Annotated in this window: 10 protein-coding genes; 5 read left to right on the top strand and 5 right to left on the bottom strand. The window is 67.1% G+C overall.

What is annotated here, in order from left to right; all coding sequences use genetic code 11:
* The first annotated feature begins 1 nt into the window (after position 1).
* From ACW18C_RS04605 to ACW18C_RS04590, 4 genes are all read left to right on the top strand, one after another.
* A complete protein-coding gene (locus ACW18C_RS04605) occupies positions 2 to 1,039 on the top strand; it encodes an oxidoreductase (protein WP_492073061.1) in 1,038 nt (345 codons plus the stop codon).
* Between the two features lie 287 nt (positions 1,040 to 1,326).
* Entirely contained in the window at positions 1,327 to 1,701 is a 375-nt protein-coding gene (locus tag ACW18C_RS04600) for a BlaI/MecI/CopY family transcriptional regulator (RefSeq protein ID WP_492027651.1), read from the top strand.
* Positions 1,698 to 3,386, top strand: coding sequence for a M56 family metallopeptidase (locus ACW18C_RS04595; protein WP_492073059.1), 1,689 nt, complete (start codon positions 1,698 to 1,700; stop codon positions 3,384 to 3,386). The genes ACW18C_RS04600 and ACW18C_RS04595 overlap by 4 nt, the downstream gene beginning before the upstream one ends.
* Positions 3,387 to 3,480: 94 nt before the next feature.
* Complete coding sequence (locus ACW18C_RS04590; protein WP_492073057.1) at positions 3,481 to 4,311, top strand: hypothetical protein; 831 nt, start codon at positions 3,481 to 3,483, stop codon at positions 4,309 to 4,311.
* A 63-nt stretch (positions 4,312 to 4,374) separates the two neighbouring features.
* Here ACW18C_RS04590 and ACW18C_RS04585 read toward each other — a convergent pair whose 3' ends face one another.
* Positions 4,375 to 6,177: a phosphocholine-specific phospholipase C gene (locus ACW18C_RS04585; RefSeq protein ID WP_492073055.1), complete on the bottom strand. Its 1,803-nt coding sequence runs from the start codon at positions 6,175 to 6,177 to the stop codon at positions 4,375 to 4,377.
* 80 nt (positions 6,178 to 6,257) lie between these two features.
* Positions 6,258 to 8,921 (bottom strand): TonB-dependent receptor, encoded by a 2,664-nt coding sequence (locus ACW18C_RS04580; protein ID WP_492073053.1) that lies wholly within the window; start codon positions 8,919 to 8,921, stop codon positions 6,258 to 6,260.
* Between the two features lie 162 nt (positions 8,922 to 9,083).
* Here ACW18C_RS04580 and ACW18C_RS04575 point away from each other — a divergent pair, with 162 nt between their 5' ends.
* A complete protein-coding gene (locus tag ACW18C_RS04575; RefSeq protein WP_492073052.1) occupies positions 9,084 to 9,845 on the top strand; it encodes a DeoR/GlpR family DNA-binding transcription regulator in 762 nt (253 codons plus the stop codon).
* A 115-nt stretch (positions 9,846 to 9,960) separates the two neighbouring features.
* Here ACW18C_RS04575 and ACW18C_RS04570 read toward each other — a convergent pair whose 3' ends face one another.
* From ACW18C_RS04570 to ACW18C_RS04560, 3 genes are all read right to left on the bottom strand, one after another.
* Complete coding sequence (locus ACW18C_RS04570; RefSeq protein ID WP_492073051.1) at positions 9,961 to 12,825, bottom strand: TonB-dependent receptor; 2,865 nt, start codon at positions 12,823 to 12,825, stop codon at positions 9,961 to 9,963.
* Positions 12,826 to 13,078: 253 nt separating this feature from the next.
* Positions 13,079 to 13,654: an HD domain-containing protein gene (locus ACW18C_RS04565; protein ID WP_040349281.1), complete on the bottom strand. Its 576-nt coding sequence runs from the start codon at positions 13,652 to 13,654 to the stop codon at positions 13,079 to 13,081.
* Between the two features lie 53 nt (positions 13,655 to 13,707).
* Positions 13,708 to 15,846, bottom strand: coding sequence for a phosphocholine-specific phospholipase C (locus ACW18C_RS04560; RefSeq protein WP_492073050.1), 2,139 nt, complete (start codon positions 15,844 to 15,846; stop codon positions 13,708 to 13,710).
* Positions 15,847 to 15,936 lie beyond the last annotated feature (90 nt).

Genomic DNA, 15,936 nt, shown 5'->3' with positions numbered 1-15,936 from the left:
CATGACCTCACACGCACCCATCGGCGTCGCCGTCGTCGGCTACGGCCTGGCGGGCCAGACCTTCCACGCCCCCCTGATCGCGGCGACCCCCGGCCTGACCCTGACCGCCGTCGTCTCGTCACGCCCGGATGCGGTCCACGCCGACCTGCCGGACGTCGATGTCCTGCCCAACCTGGACGCCGCGCTCGCCCGCGACGACATCGGCCTGATCGTCGTCGCCACCCCCGACGCCCTGCACGCCGAACAGTCGATCGCCGCGCTTCAGGCCGGCAAGTCGGTGGTGGTGGACAAGCCCTTCGCCGCCACCCTGGCCGACGCGCAAGCCGTCGCCGCCGTCGCGACCGATGCGCCCGGCGTGTTCAGCGTCTTCCAGAACCGGCGCTGGGACGCCGACTTCCTGACCCTGCGCCGTCTGATCGACCAGGGCGAACTGGGCGAGATCGCCGTGTTCGAAAGCCACTACGACCGCTTCCGCCCCACCGTCACCGACCGCTGGAAGGACCAGCGCGACGGCGGCGTCTGGGCCGACCTGGGCCCGCACCTGATCGACCAGGCGGTCCAGCTGTTCGGCCCGCCCCTGGCCGTCTACGCCGACCTCCAGGCCCAGCGACACGGCGCGACCGCCATCGACTACGCCCACGTCCTGCTGCGCTACGACCGGCTGCGCGTCATCCTGAACATGAGCCACCTCGCCGCCGAGGCCAGCCTCCGCTACGTCGTCCACGGCACAGGCGGCAGCTTCATCAAACACGGCCTCGACGCCCAGGAGAGCCAGTCCAAGGGGGGCCTGCGCCCCGGCCACCCCGACTGGGGCCTCGACCCGTCGCCCGGCGTCCTGACCCAACAGATCGACGGCCAAACTCGCCGCACCACCCCTGCGCCCGAACGCGGCGACTACCCCGCCTTCTACGCCGCCGTCCGCGACGCCATCCGCGGCGAAGGCCCGCCGCCCGTCCCCGTCGACCAGGCCCTGACCGTCATGCGCATCCTCGACGCGGGTCTCCGCAGCGCCGCCGAGGGCCGCGAGGTTTCGCTCTAGCCTTCACCTCCACGCGCGCGAAGGCGCGTGGGGAGGACAGGTCGCGCTTGCGACCAGGCGGGGGCGACTCCGACGGTGGTGATGACCACGCCCGCTTCTGACACCGAGTCGCCCCCTCCTGGCGCTCGCTGACGCTCCCGCCTGTCCTCCCCGTCGGCCTTCGCCGACGGGGAGGTGAGAGAGCACCCCACCCTACCGCGAGTTCATCCCCCCCGCCTCATTCCCGCCCCAATCCGCTACGCATGTAGCGCTACAGGTGTAACGCCAACAGCCACGGGAACAGCCTCATGATCGAATCCCTGCCCCGCCGCGAACGCGAGGTCTTCGAGACCCTGTGTCGGCTCGAGAAAGGCGCCGCCGCCGCCGTCCGCAACGCCCTGTCCGACCCGATCAGCGACTCCGCCGTCCGCACCCTGCTGTCGCGGCTGGAGGCCAAGGGTCTGATCGAACGCGCCCCTGGCCCCGACGGCTATGTCTACAGCCCGGTCCAGCGCACCGAGGCGGTCGCCGCCGGCGCCCTGCAGCGGATGATCGACACCTTCTTCGCCGGCTCGGCCGCCAGCGCCGCCACCGCCCTGCTGGGCCTGGGCCAGAAGCTGACGCCGCAAGAGGCCGCCGCCCTCGAACGCATCATCGACGAATCCGTGGAGCGCGAGTCGTGACCTGGGCCCTTCTCCTTTCCCTTTTGGTCAAGTCCAGCCTGATCGCCGGCGCCGGCCTGGCCTGTTCGCGGCTTCTGGCCCAACGGCCGGTCGACCGGGTCGGCATCCTGCGCGGCGTGACCTGTCTGTTGCTGGCCCTGCCGGTGATCATGGCGGTCCTGCCGTCGCTGGAACTGGCGCTTCTGCCCGCCGCCGAGCCCCTCGTGACGCCGCAAACCCTTCCCATGTGGGAGGGCGAGGTCGGCCCCGTCGCCGGAGTCGAGATCTCCGGCGCCCTGCCCTGGCCCACCCCCGCCCTGATCGTCGGCCTGATCTGGCTGATCGGCGTCGCGGCGGTCGCCGGACGGCTGCTCTTGGGCCTGCACACCCTGGACCGCTGGACCCAGGAAGGCCGCCCGGTCAAATGCTCCGCCTGGCGCACCGCGCTGGAGACCCAGACCACCGGCCGAGCGCCGCGCCTGATCGCCAACGACCGGCTGTCGGGCCCGCTCAGCTGGGGCGCATCGCCCGGCGTCATCCTGGTCGATCCGGCCAGCCTGGCCGAACGCCAGGCCGCCCCCGCCATCCTCGCCCACGAGCTGGCCCATCTGCGGCGCAAGGACTGGGTCTTCCTGGTCCTGTCGCGGCTCAGCCTGGCCCTGTTCTGGTTCAATCCCCTGGTCTGGGCCCTGCACCTCGACCTGGTCGCCCGTTCCGAAGAGGCCGCCGACGCCGACGCCCTGACCACCGTGGACCGTCAGGTCTACGCCCGCGCCCTGGTCCGCCTGGCCGCGCATCCCGTCCCCCGCCCCATTCCCTGCGCCGCCAGCCCCATGGCCGCCGACGCCCGCACCCTGAAGACAAGGATCGCCTGCATCATGTCGAACAAAAACGCCCGCCGTCGTCCGCTGACCGTCGCCCTGACCGTCGCCACCCTCGCCGCCGTCGCAACGCCCCTGGCCGCCCTGGAGCTGAGCCGTCAGGACTGGGCCAGTCCGCCCCCGCCGCCTGAAGCGCCTGAGCCCCCGCCCCCGCCTGCCCCGCCGGAACCGCCCACGCCCCCGTCGATGGTCGTCTCGCCCCCGCCTGCTCCGCCTGCGCCGCCCATCTTCAGCTCAAGCTACACCTACACCTACAGGGGCGCCCCCTCCCCCGAAGCGGAACGCGCCGCGGCCGACGCCCGCGCCCAAGCCGATCAGGCCCGCGCCCGCGCTGACGAAGCCCGTCGCGGCGCCGACCAAGCCCGAGCCCGAGCCGATGAAAACCGCGCCCAGGCCGAGATCGCCCGTCGCGGCGCCGACCAAGCCCGAACCCGGGCCGAAGAAAGCCGCTCCCGGGCGGAAATCGCCCGCCTCGCCGGCGCCCAGGCGCGCGCCAACGCCGCCCAGGCCCGCGTCGAAGGCGAAAAGGCGCGGCGCATGGGCGAACAGGCCCGGCTTCAGGCCGCCAGCGCCCGCGTGGACGCCCGCCGCCAGATGGCCCTGGGCGCCGAACAGATGCGCAAGGGCGCGCAGGACCTGCGAGCGGAAGCCGTGCGCCTTCGCGATCCCGCCTACCGCGCCCGCCAGATCGCCGAGAACCGCGCGCGCGGCAACCGCGTCACCGACGCCGAACTGGTCGCCCTCTCCGCCAGCCTACCCGCCAAGGCGGACGAGATGGACCGTGACGCGGCCCGCTTGGCGCTCGACGCGCGCCGTCAGGATTGATCCGGACACGACCCTATCGCGAATTTTCACGACCTATGATTGACTTATCCGCCCAGATGCGACACTTTAAGGTTGCACACAGGGAGCAAACACAATGTCAGTCATCGTCACGCTTCACATCTTCTCTGGTCGTCCGGACCCCGTTTGGGAATTGGCGGAAGATCAGGTGCTTCAACTCACCGAACGGCTCCGATCCACTCAGGAGCGGTCACTTCTTCGTCCCCCCGGCATCGCCGGCGCGCTGGGCTATCGGGGCTTCAGCATCGCCAGTACGGGCGAGAAGGCGCTGGATTCGCACATCTTCGTCCACCAGGGCCTGGCCGAGATCGGCGGCCTCAATATTTCGCTCAACCTCGGATCGCCCGAAACCGAACTGTTCCTGCTCGAAACCGGCCGGGCGGCGCTTCCGGACGATCTCTACGACTATGTCACTGGGGAAATCGGCGGCGAGGGTTTTAAGGCGGAGGCCGCGCCCACGGTGTTCGCCGCGCCGCCCTATGATCCCGGGAAGTGGAACAACAACCCCTACATCATGGCGAACAACAACTGCTACAACTACGCCAACGACAAGATCACCAACAGTTTCGCACAGCCCGGGCGCGGGTCCGGTCAGATGTACACGACGTTCAGCTGCGACAACGTCGGCGCCGCCTCGCAGCGCGACGGCCAGATCCTGATCCCCAATCCCAACGTCACCCCGGCGGCGGGGCAGATCATCTGCCTGGTCATCTGGCCCGGAAATGACTTCCACTGGTACCGAAGGGACAGCAACGGCCTGTGGTCTCACAAACCCGGCAGCACGCCGGCCAAAAACACGGACAACTCCGGAAACCTGATCCAGAGCCCGGCCACCTGCAATCGCGGCCCCTATGTGAACCTCTGCAGCTATTTCAACAGCATTCCCGCCCAAACCCAGATCTGGTGAAGAGGGCGTGGCGCCTGGACGGCTCGGGCCTTCGTCCCCTGCCGTCCAGGCCTCAGCCTTGGGTCAGCCGACGAAATGACCGACCCGCCCTGACGGTCCCAGAACCCAGAGGTCGTATCGTCCTCCATCGGGCGTCAGCGCCCATACGCCCGTCAGGCTCTCGCCCGCCCCGACGGTGTAGCGACGAGGAATTCGGTCCAGGTGCAGCCGGTCGTAGACATGGAAGACAGCGGCCAACTCGCCCTGAACCGAGAAGGTCAGCGTGGCCTCGCTCCTGTCCGCATTCACGTCGCAGGTCGCCTGGAGCCGATATCGGGTCGGACGGGCCGGCCTTTCGCCGGGCTCCTGAGGCGGTCGACTGTGATCGGCGGGCAGGACGGGCGTCGGCTGATGCGGAATGGCCGCGGCCCGCAACCGGGCGTCCGTCGTGTCCGGCAACAGCCGGGTGAAATCGGTGTCGTTGGGCGTCGCGAAATCGAAGGCGGTGGTCAGGTCGCTGCACACCGCGCGTCGCCAGGCCGAGATATTGGGCTCCATCACGCCGAACCGGCGCTCCAAAAAGCGGATGACGGAGGTGTGGTCCGCGACTTCCGAATGGACCCAACCGCCCCGCGACCAGGGGGACAGGACATACATGGGCACGCGCGGCCCAAGACCGTAGGGCCGGCCCCGGAACTCCGCCGTATCGCCGTCAGCGCCGGGCGCGGGCAGACGATGGTATTCGCCGGCCGTCGAGACGGTCGAGGCGCCGGCGAAGCCGCCGGGCGCCTGCGGATCCGGCGAAGGCGGGGCGGGCGGCGGCACATGATCGAAGAAGCCGTCGTTCTCGTCGAAATTGATGAACAGCACGGTCCGAGCCCAGACGGCGGGGTCGGCGGTCAGGGCGTCGATCACCCGCGCCATATAGTCCGCGCCCTGGGCCGGGCTGGACGGACCGGGGTGTTCTGACCCCTCCGCCGTGCCGATGATCCATGACACCTGCGGCAGACGGCCGCCCAACACGTCAGCCTTCAGCTGGTCCAGATCGCGCGTCGACAGGGCGCGGTCCTTCAGCGCCGGATCCGAGCCGGGCTCGTCGCGCCAGGCCCGCCGGTAGGCCATGAAGTTCTGGACGGGGTTGTCGCCGAAATTGTCGGCCAGATTCTGGTAGTGGCGCCAGTCGATCCCCGCCGCCTGCAGCCGCTCGGCGTAGGTGGTCCAGTTATAGCGCGGCTGGTCGTCGTCAGGCTTGTTCAGGTCGTCGTCGACATTGTCGACCACCGGCCCGCCGGCGAGGCCGTGGGGGTCGTTGGTCCCGCTGAACAGGAACAGCCGGTTGGTGTTGGTGCCGGTCTGGACCGAGCAGTGATAGGCGTCGCAGAGGGTGAAGGCCTCGGCCATGGCGTATTGGAACGGAATGTCCTCGCGCCTGTAATAGCCCAGGGCGCGCTGGGTCTTGGCCTCGGGCCAATGCGCCATCCGCCCCTGATCCCAGGCCGCCTGGGCGTCGGGCCAATGGTGGGGCGTGCCCTCCATCCGCATCAGGTCGAAATTCGCCGCCGTCGACAGATGGAAGGGGCCGATGTCCGCAGGTGGCTGGACCGTGCGGTCGGTCTGGGTCCAGACGTCGCGCGGCGCGCCGTCGGAGCCGGCCGCGACAGGAATGGGATGGGCGTCGCCGAAGCCCCGCACCCCCGCCATGGCGCCGAAATAGTGATCGAAGCTGCGGTTCTCCTGCATCAGGATGACCACATGCTCCACATCCTCGATCGTGCCCTTGCGGACATCGGCCGGAATGGACAGGGCCCGCGCCAGAGACGCCGGAAGGCCCGCCGCCAGGGCCGCGCCCAGGCCGCCCGCCAGAAGGGATCGCCGATCGACAGACATGGTGTGTTTCCGAAAGAGGGGCCCGCGCCGATCTTATGACCGGCGCGGGCGACAGGCTTACGACGGTGAGGCGAGCCGCCTCAGTGACGCCAGGTCAGGCCCAGACCCAGCATGCGCGGCGCGGTCTGATAGCCGATGGTGTAGCGTTCCGACTTGCCGCGCGTAGCCCAGTAGCCGGCCTCGCCCGTCAGGTTCTCACCATAGAGGCTGAGCACCAGTTGGTCGGTCAGTTGCAGACGCGCGCCGAAGTCGAGCGTCGCCTGGGGCTGGATATATTCGTCCAGGGCGTTGGCGCGCAGGGTCGCAATGTAGCGGCCCCGGTAGCTGTAGCCCAGGTCGGCGTCGAACCGGTCGCGCTTGTAACCGATGCCGATATTGCCCAGCACCTCCGGCGCATTGGGCAGGCCGACTTCGACGCCGTCGCGCCAGGCGATGCCCGGATCCGCCTTGCTGGGCTGATAGGTATAGTTGGCCCAGGCCGAGAAGCCGGCGATCAGGTCGCGACGACCGGCCAGTTCCAGACCCCAGATGCTGGCGTCCTTGCCGTTGGCCGAGGTCGTGATCGGCACGCCGTCTTCGCCGACGATGACCTGAGATCCGGCCGACTGATAGATGAAGTTGTCGATCTCCTTGCGGAACAGGCCCGCCGAGAAGAAGCCCTGGTCGCCGGAGTATTGAACGCCCAGGTCGAAGTTCAGCGCCTCGGCCGGCTTCAGATCGGGATTGCCCTTTGAAATCGAGACGATCCGCGGCCCGTTGGATTCGACGTTGATCCCCTTGGAGATGTCGGTGAAGTTCGGACGGGCGAACGAGGTCCAGACGGCGGCGCGGACGGTCCAGTCGGCGTTCGGGCGCCAATCCACGTGCAGGCTGGGCAGAAACTCGGTGTAGGTGGCCTCGGTGGTGCCGGTCTCGCCGCCGAACTCGCGTGTGACGACGCCGGTGACGGCGTCCTCGGTCGTGACCAGCGCCTCATTGTGGACGTCCGTCCGCTCCAGGCGCGCGCCTGCGGTGGCCGACCAGGCGCCCCGCTCCAGCACCGCCATGGCGTAACCGCTGTAGCTGGTCTCGTGGCCTGTGGAGTCGTTCAGGTTCCAGGGATATTCCGCGTCGGTCACACGGGGCGCAGCCTGAAGCAGGGCCAGAACCCGGTTCATTTCCATGATCGTGCCGAAGCGGGTCCGGTCGCGATAGTGGTCGTCGTCGAAATGATCGATCGAGCCCGCGATCAGGTCGGTATGGCTCGAAAGGGGCGAGCCGCCGGCCAGTCCCGGAATGTCCCGCGTGCCGCTGTCGACATCCTGCTGCTGGTCATAGTCACGCTGGGACCGGCGGAACCGGAACCCGCCCTTGACCGTCTTGATCAGACCCTGGCCCTCGGGCGACCAGGTCAGGTTGGTCGAGGCGAAGGCCTGGGAATCTTCTGAAATCCGGCGATACAGTTCGGCATAGTCGAACTTCAGATTGTCGGGGTTCAGCATGGCCGTCGACTGGGCCTCGCTCAACACCCAGGTCGGGTGTTTGCTGTCCGAGGCGTCGAAGCTGATCGGCGTGTCGAAGATCGGCAGGCTGCTGTCCGTCACATACTCAATATACCATTGGTTCGGCGTCTCGGTCCGGCCGTAGGTATAGGCGATATCGTAGTCCAGCTCGAAGGCGCTGCGGACGTGGCGGCCGCCGAAGTCGACCATGGCCAGCCGGTTGTCTTCCTGCTTCACCTCGGCGCCCATCAGGGACGAGAAGCCGTCGATCGCGCCGGCGGCATTCAGGCTGGTCTTGACGTCGATATAGTCATGCAGCTGATCATTCTTCCACTGCGAATAGAGGCTGCGCAGATGCAGGGCGTCGTCGGCCGAGGGGCGGTATTCCAGAGTGAAGTTGCCGCCGGTGCGATCAATGTCGTTCACGAACCGGTCCAGGCCGTGGGAGACCAGCCGCAGCTCGGTGCTCTCCGGCAAGACGATATTGTCGGCCGGCAGGACGCCGTCCGGACGCCAGCTGGTGTTGTAGCTGATGTTCTCGTTGCGCTCGCCGGTGATGGTCCGCTCGGTGTGGAAGACGACGCCATAGAGACCCAGGGTCTTGGCCTCGTTCAGGAAGGTCGAGAAGGCGCCGGTCAGGTCGGTCGCCGTCTTGTCGGCGATGTTTTCCCGGCTGGCGCGCACCGACAGGCTTGCGAGGTTTTCGTCGAAATCGAAGGGGCTGGGCAGGCGGAAGTCGATGGTGCCGCCGACCGCGTCGCCGTCGAGATCCGGCGTCACGCTCTTGACCACGCGCACGGTGTCCAGGCCGTCCGGCGGCAGCAGATCCAGGGCCACGGCGCGGTTGTCGCGGCCCGAGGTCGCCAGGCGCACCCCGTTCAGCGTGTAGACGTTCAGGGCGCTGTCCAGACCGCGAATGCTGACGTAGCGCGCGTCGCCCGTGCCGCGGTCGTTGACGGTGCTGACGCCCGGAAGCCGCTTCAGCGCGGCCGCCACGCTGGTGGAGGGAATGGTCAGCAGTTCATCGGCGGAGATCACCTCGGACACGATGTCGGCCTGACGTTGCTCCGCCTCGGCGCGACGCGTGGCGTTGCGTGAGCCCGTGACGATGATTTCGGCAAGATTGGCGGGCTCGCCCGACGTCTGGCCCTGCGTGGTCTGGCCCTGGGCGTTCTGGGCCAAGGCGGCGGCGGGCAGAACCGCGGCGAGCGCGACGCCGCACAGCAGGGCGCGCGCGCCGAAGCGCGTGTTTGAAAGAACCATGATGACATCCCCTGATCTTGGACGGCGCCAAGCCGTCTCAGTGGATGATCTACGCCATCCCTGTGACACGGATGTGAACTATTGTGGCATTTTGTGTTTTTATGTGGTTTTTGACGGCGAAGGGCGTCACATGCCACATAGTATGCATTGCAGGGGGACGCCTTGAACCAGACGGCCAGGCTCGACGCCATTCTTTCAGCCCTGTCGGATCAGGGATCGTGCACGATCGCCGACCTCGCGGCGGCCTTCGCCGTCTCGGAAGAAACCGTGCGTCGCGACATTCGGCGCCTGGAGCAGGACGGGGCGGTGCGAAAGGTGCATGGCGGCGTCCGCCTGCGCGACCGGCGGGCCGAGGCGCCCTGGCGTCAGCGGCTCAATGTCAATGCGGAGGCCAAGAAGCGGATCGCCGCCTGCGCGGCGGACTTGATCGAGCCCGGCATGACCCTGTTGCTGGATTCCAGCACGACGGCCTTCTGGATGGCGCGCGAGATCGCGTCGGTGACAAACCTAACCGTGATCACCAACAGTCTGGAAACCGCCGGCGAATTGTCAGCGACGTCGGATGCACGACTGTTCCTGGCGGGCGGCGCCGTCAATACGACCTATCGCGCGGCCTTTGGCGCCGAGGCGGCGGCCTACGCTAACCGGTTCGTGCCCGATCTCGCCGTCTTCTCCATTGTCGCCATAGACGCCGCGCGGGGTTTTCTGGACCACGAGCCGGAAGAGGCCGAATATGCCAGGGCGGTCCTGCCGAACGCCCGCAAGACGATCTGCCTGGCCGATGCCTCCAAGTTCGAAGCCCCCGGCCGGATCATTGCGGCGGAATGGTCGCAGGTCGATCTGATCGTCACCGACCGCACGCCCTCTCCCGACATCGCAACCGCCGCGCGGGAAAGCCGCACCGACATCCTGGTCGCGGACTGACCCGACGCGCGCTGGGTCAGGATTTCGGCGCTTCGCCGGACTAAGGCTCGGTCGCCGGACGCCTAGCCCGCCCCCGATCGCAAGATCGGGGGCGGGCCGGCGCTTCTTCTTCAGATCAGTATGAGTAGGCCAGGCGGACCAGGAAGTTCCGACCGGGCTCCATATAGTCCTTCTGGTACGAGGGGCTCTCGCCCTTGGTGGTGTAGTAGCGATGGCCGTCCAGGATGTTCTGGACGTCGAAGTCCATCGTCAGACCAGGGCGGAAGTTGTAGCGCGAGTGGAAGTCCAGGCTCTTGTTCGGCTGGACCCATTTATCGACGGCGTTGTCGCGCAGGTCTTCGATATAGGCGCCCTGGTACTGATACGACAGGCGGGCTTCGAAGCCGTATTTCTGATAGGTCAGAGAGGCGTTGTAGATCAGGTCCGGCGCCTGGATGAACGAGATCGACCGTCCCTTGCGATAGTCTAGGCCGGTCTCCGCCTCGCTGACCTGACGGGTCAGGTTGGCCTCGACGCCGAAGCCGTCGAACGGCGCGCCCATGCCCTCGAACGACTTGATCAGGTTCAGTTCGACGCCCGTGATCCTGGCCGTCTCACCGTTCTTGGGTTGGCTGATGGTGATCACGCCCTCCTGGGTGTCGGCGTCGACCGCGCTGCCGTTGGTGAAGATGAAGTGGTCGATCTTCTTGTGGAAGACGCCGATGGAGACCAGGCTGGACCGATCCGGATAATATTCGGCCGAGACGTCCAGGTTCAGGGCCTCGGCCGGTTTCAGATCAGGATTGCCGCGGCTGATCGAGACGATGTCGCCCAGGGTCTGGCCCGGCCTCGGCTTTGCCCGCCCGACGCTGACGCCCCGCGAGATGTTGCTGAACTCGGGCCGGGAGAAGCTGGTCCAGATCGCGCCGCGATAGACGAAGTTGTCCGACGGACGATAGACCGCCGTCACGCTGGGCAGGACGTTCGTGTAGTTGCTGTTGGTGTCGCCGAAGCCGGTCTGGGCCTCGTCCTCGATCCAGTTGGTGTTGCTGACCTCGGTGTGCTCGACCCGCACCCCGGCGACCACGTCCAGATCGTTGAACTGGAAGCTGGCCAGGCCGTAACCGGCGTAGATGGTCTCTTCGCCGCGCTTATCGCTGGAGCTCAGATCAGCGTAGGAATAGGTGACCGGATTGGCCTTCTGGGCGGCCTCGATGGCGGCCGTCACCCGATCGCGGTTCAGGATGGCGCCATAGTAGTAGCGGCCGTTCAGAACGGAGCCGACCTCGCGGTCGATCAGACCCGACTGACCCAGGCTCTTGCCCTCCAGCGGCGTGTTGTCGAATGAACCGCCCCAGATCGGGGTGGCGTCGTATTCGCGCTCGGACCGCAGAACCTTCACGCCCGCCTTCAGGTGACGGACGAGGCCTTCCATCTCATAGACAGCGTCGAACTTGAACGCCGTGCGCGCGTCGGTCTGTTTGTCGCGGCTGCGCCCGCCCCCGTCATAGGGCAGCAGATTGGGATCGTTCTGCGCGTTCTGGGCGAAGGCCGGCAATTGCGGCATGGGGAAGCGGGGGTCGTAGGACGACCACAGCAGACCCGTCTGATTGAACGGCGCCGAACAGGCGTCGCAGTTGTAGCCGATCGAGAAGCTGTCCGGTCCGCCCTTCTCACCCGCGCTGTAGCTGAGGTCGTAATCAAGGGTCAGGCGGTTCAGACGGCTCTGGCCGCCCAGGTTGATCGTGCCCAGGGTTGAGACCTGGTCCAGGGTCTGGAAGGTCCGCGCGAACTGGAAGGTCTCAGGCTTCCACACGCCGGAACGACCGAACAGCGACCAATAGGACGAGCTGCTCTGGCGGTCGGCGTCCGTGATCACGCCGTCGGCGTCGAAGTCTTTCATCTGCGCGACGGTGTAGCTGTAGATACGGCCCTTGGCGCCGAAACCGACGACGGCGTTGTCGGGCTGGATCAGGCTTGAGTTTTCAACATCGACTTGCTGAAGGCGCTTGGTCTTGCGGCTGCGGAAGTCGGTGTAGTCGTTGGTGCCCGTCCGTTCCAGACGGCTGTACTGGCCGCGCAGATAGAAGTCGTTCGCCTGACCTTGATAATCCAGCGAGAAGTTTCCGCCGAAACGCTCCTGTTCGATACGGCGGTAGTCGAGGTCGATCCCCGGCAGATACATCGAGCGTTCGTCGATCGCCTCTTCGCTGTCCTTGCGCCAGCGGTAGGGCTCCCACTCGCCGTCGTTTTCGGTTTCTTCGTTCAGGCTGTTGCTCTTGCCATAGTTGAACGAGACGAAGGCGCCGAAACGGCTGTCCGAGGACAGGCGGCTGGCGAAGTCCAGTTGGACCTGGCCCGAACCGTCTTCCTCGCCCTGTTCCTGGGCGCGGTCATTGACGCCGTAGCTGAGGAAGGCGCGCGCAACCGGCTTGGTGAAGTCGAAGGCCGTCGGGGTCTGGAAGTTGACCGAGCCGCCGATGGCGTCCCCGTCCATGTCCGGCGTCAGGGTCTTGGAGACGGTGATGCTCTTCAGACCGTTGGGCGGCAGGACCGTCATCGACATCTTGCGGCTGTCGGGGTCGGTCAGGGCGACGCGAACGCCGTTGATCGAATAGGCGTTGAAGGTGCCAGCCAGCCCCCGGACCGAGACATATTCGCCCTCGCCCGTTTCCTGGTTCACCACCACATTGATGCCGGGCGCGCGCGCCAGGGCGTCGGCGACGTTGGCGTCGGGCAGTTTGCCCAGGTCGTCAGACGAGATCACGCTCGAGACCACGCCCGACCGGCGTTGGGCCTCGATGGCGTTGGCGGTGCTGAGGCGCTGCCCCGTGACGACGACCTCGTCCACCTCGGCCGCTGCCGGGGCCTGAACTGTCTGAGCGTGGGCGGACGAGGCCGCCAGAACGGCGGAACCCGCCAGAAGGACCGTGCGCAGATCGGCGCCGGCGAAGATTTGACGATGAACGGCCCGCGCACGGGCGATGACATGACGCGACATGACTGTCTCCATTGATCCTGATGTGATTTCGGTTCGACCGATCAGGGTCGGCGCAAGGCAGCCGTCAGCGATCAGCGACGCGCGTGCGCGCCCTGTCGGTGTCGATCACCCTGTTGGCCCCCCCGGCCGATCGGTTCGGCTGTAGCGACGCCGCTTCAGGCGACGTCGGTCATTCTCTCGCTGGCCCGGCTATCCGGACCGGCGACGATGGAAACGCTTACTCATTCAACAACCCCCATAGTTGAAATGAAAACTAGGCTTCCGCCCTGCGGTTGATCAGGTCGCAGAGAAGCTCGCGATAGGCCTCGAAGCCGTCGACCTCGACGCCCTGGGCCTTGCCCAGTTCGTCGTAGCGCCGCAGCCGCAGCGCGGCCTCGGCCGCCGGCAGGGCCATGAATTCGTCCACCTCGGCCGGGCTCATCGGCCCGCCCTGCAAGGCCAGGCTCTGAAGCGAGGCCGCGCTGAGCCGATCCACATAGCCGGGCGCGGTGGCGGCCAGACAGCGTTTGGCCGCGACGTGCAGCCGGACCGGCTCGGTCACCTCCGGGCCAAAGGCGCGCGACAGGTAGCCGGCGCTGATATGTTCGTGGCGGGTGTCGATGCCGCGGTCGGCGGCGTCCTCGCCCGCCTTCTGCATCATATGGCCGACGTCGTGCAGCAGGGCCGCCGCCACCAGGGCCGGCGGCGCCCCATCGACGCGCGCGTGATGCGCGGTCTGCAGCGCATGCTCCAGTTGGCTGACGTCTTCGCCGTAATGCAGCGCGCCCAGTCGGCTGAACAGGTCCGACAGTTCGGTGAAGAAGGCGTCGGCATCCACGGGAGAAGTCATCGAAAGTCCGTCTGTAAGCTGGGTCGAAATCGGGTGGGCGGGCGTGGCGTCGGTCACAGGCGCATGCGTCCGATGGCCGGGTCGGTGCGGCTGGGACGACCGGTCTCCACATGACCGGCCAGGCGCTGGATGAAGGTCGGATCGTCCGCCAAGGTCACGGTCAGATCGTACCAATGGTCGCTGCCGCGCAGATCCCAGACCGAATGCGCCGCCGTTCCGGGATGAAGGGTCAAGCGGCGGCGCGCCTCCCCTTCGGACAGGGGGTAGGCAGCGTCCATGTCCAGCACCGCCTGCGCCGTCCCCTCCTGCGCACCGGCCAACTCGACGGTGAGAAGACCCTTGGCGTCGGTGGAGATCGTCACCTGGGGTTGGGGCCGCGTGGCGTCGCCGGCGAACCGACGATAGAAGCCGTTGGGACCGTGAACCGTCAGATCATAGACGCCGGGCCGGCCGTCGTTCCAATGTCCGGCCGCATAGGTCTCCCCGGATCCCAGGGTGAAGCGCCACGGTCCCGCGCGGTCGGTATTGTCGAACACCTGGAAGACCGCGCCCGTCCGCCCGCTGTTGACCAGATCGATCAGGACCGCCCCATCCGCGACGCGGGCCGCAGCGGCCAGGTCATAGGGCAAGGGACGTGCGCCGCGCTGGGGTCCGTCCTGGAAGGCCGGCGTCTGGCGCTCCGGAATCCGCAGACTGGGCGCGGCCTTGGAACGGGCGACGCGCTGCATGTAATCAGCCGTGGCCGGCAGGGACAGGGCCGACCAGTCCTGGTTCGGACGCGCGAAGTCGAAGGCCGAGGTCAAGTCGCCGCAGACGGTCCGACGCCAGTCGCTGATGTTCTCTTCCCTGACGCCGAAGCGTTTTTCCAGGAACTGAAGCGTGGAGGTGTGATCGAACACCTCCGAACAGACAAAGCCGCCGCGGCTCCAGGGCGAAACCACGATGGCCGGCACCCGGATGCCGAGGCCCAGCGGATGGGCGCCGTGGTGGGGCCGTTCCGCATCCTGCCCATAGTCCTTGGCCTCGCCGGCGACGGACACGGTGCTGTACCCCTGGTCGGGCGTCAGCGGCGGCATGGGCGGCTGGACATGGTCGTAGAAGCCGCCGGCCTCGTCGTAGTTGACGATGAAGACCGTCTTGGAAAACACCTCGGGATGATCGACCAGGGCCTCGATCAACTTGGCGCAGACATGCTCGCCCTTGGACGGCTCGGCCGATGGATGTTCGGACAGATCCGCCGCCGTGACGATCCACGACACCTGGGGCAACCGCCCGCCGGCGATGTCCGCGCGGAAGGCCTCCACCAGCTGTTGGCCGTCCGAGCGGGTGCGATCCGCGCCGGTCTTGTCTTCCGACACCCAGGCGCGACCGCGCTGATACAGGGGCGAATCCTTCGGGCAGGGCCGGAACGGCTTGAAAACCGACAGGATGTTGTCGCCGAAATTGTCGTATTCCTGATAGACCTTCCAACTGACGCCCGCCGCCTGGAGCCGTTCGGCGTAGGTGGTCCAGTCGTGCGGACCGCGGGCCATCGGCCTGTCCTCGGCCATGTCGGCGCTGGGCGTCTCGTCCTCGCCGTAGTTGCTCATCTCGGGATCGCCGCCGACCTTTCCGCCGCCGTTGCAGCCGGTCCAGAGGTGCAGGCGGTTCGGATAGGTCTGGGTCAGGGTCGAGCAGTGGTAGGCGTCGCAGACGGTGAAGGCGCCGGCCAGGGCGTAGTAGAAGGGCAGGTCGGAGGCCTTGTAATAGGCCATCCGCTTGTGCAGCTCGCGCGAATGGCCCCACTGGTCATAGCGGCCGCCGTTGACGATGGTGATCGCCGCCGTATGGCCCTGATCCGCGCCATCGACCGTATAGGCGTTGGTGGTGCGGGAATCGCCGTGGAAGGGGGCGACGAATCCGTCCGGATGCTCGGCGCTGGGCTGACGCCAGACAGAGGCTCCGCCCGGCAGGCGCTGCGGCCGGGGATCGCCGAAGCCCCGCACCCCGTTCAGGGCGCCGAGATAGTGATCGAAGGCGCGGTTCTCCTGCATGAAGATGACCACATGCTCGACATCCATGATCGTGCCCGTGGCGTTGTTGGCGGGAATGGCCATCGCCTTGCGCACCGTCGCCGGCAACATGTTCAACGCCGCTCCAGCCGCCACGCCGCCCAGAGCGCCCCGCAGGAAAGACCGCCGATCATTTGACATGGATCAAATCCCCCTCTTCAATTTTGGTATAGACCAGATGAAGGGAGATCTTCGGCGAAGTTTTCGTGAAGCTTGAGCGGCGAATGTCTG

The sequence above is a fragment of the Brevundimonas sp. FV1ye7S genome (assembly GCF_058680995.1).
Note: the sequence above shows the minus strand (reverse complement) of the source record. Positions and strands in the feature narration are given on the sequence as shown.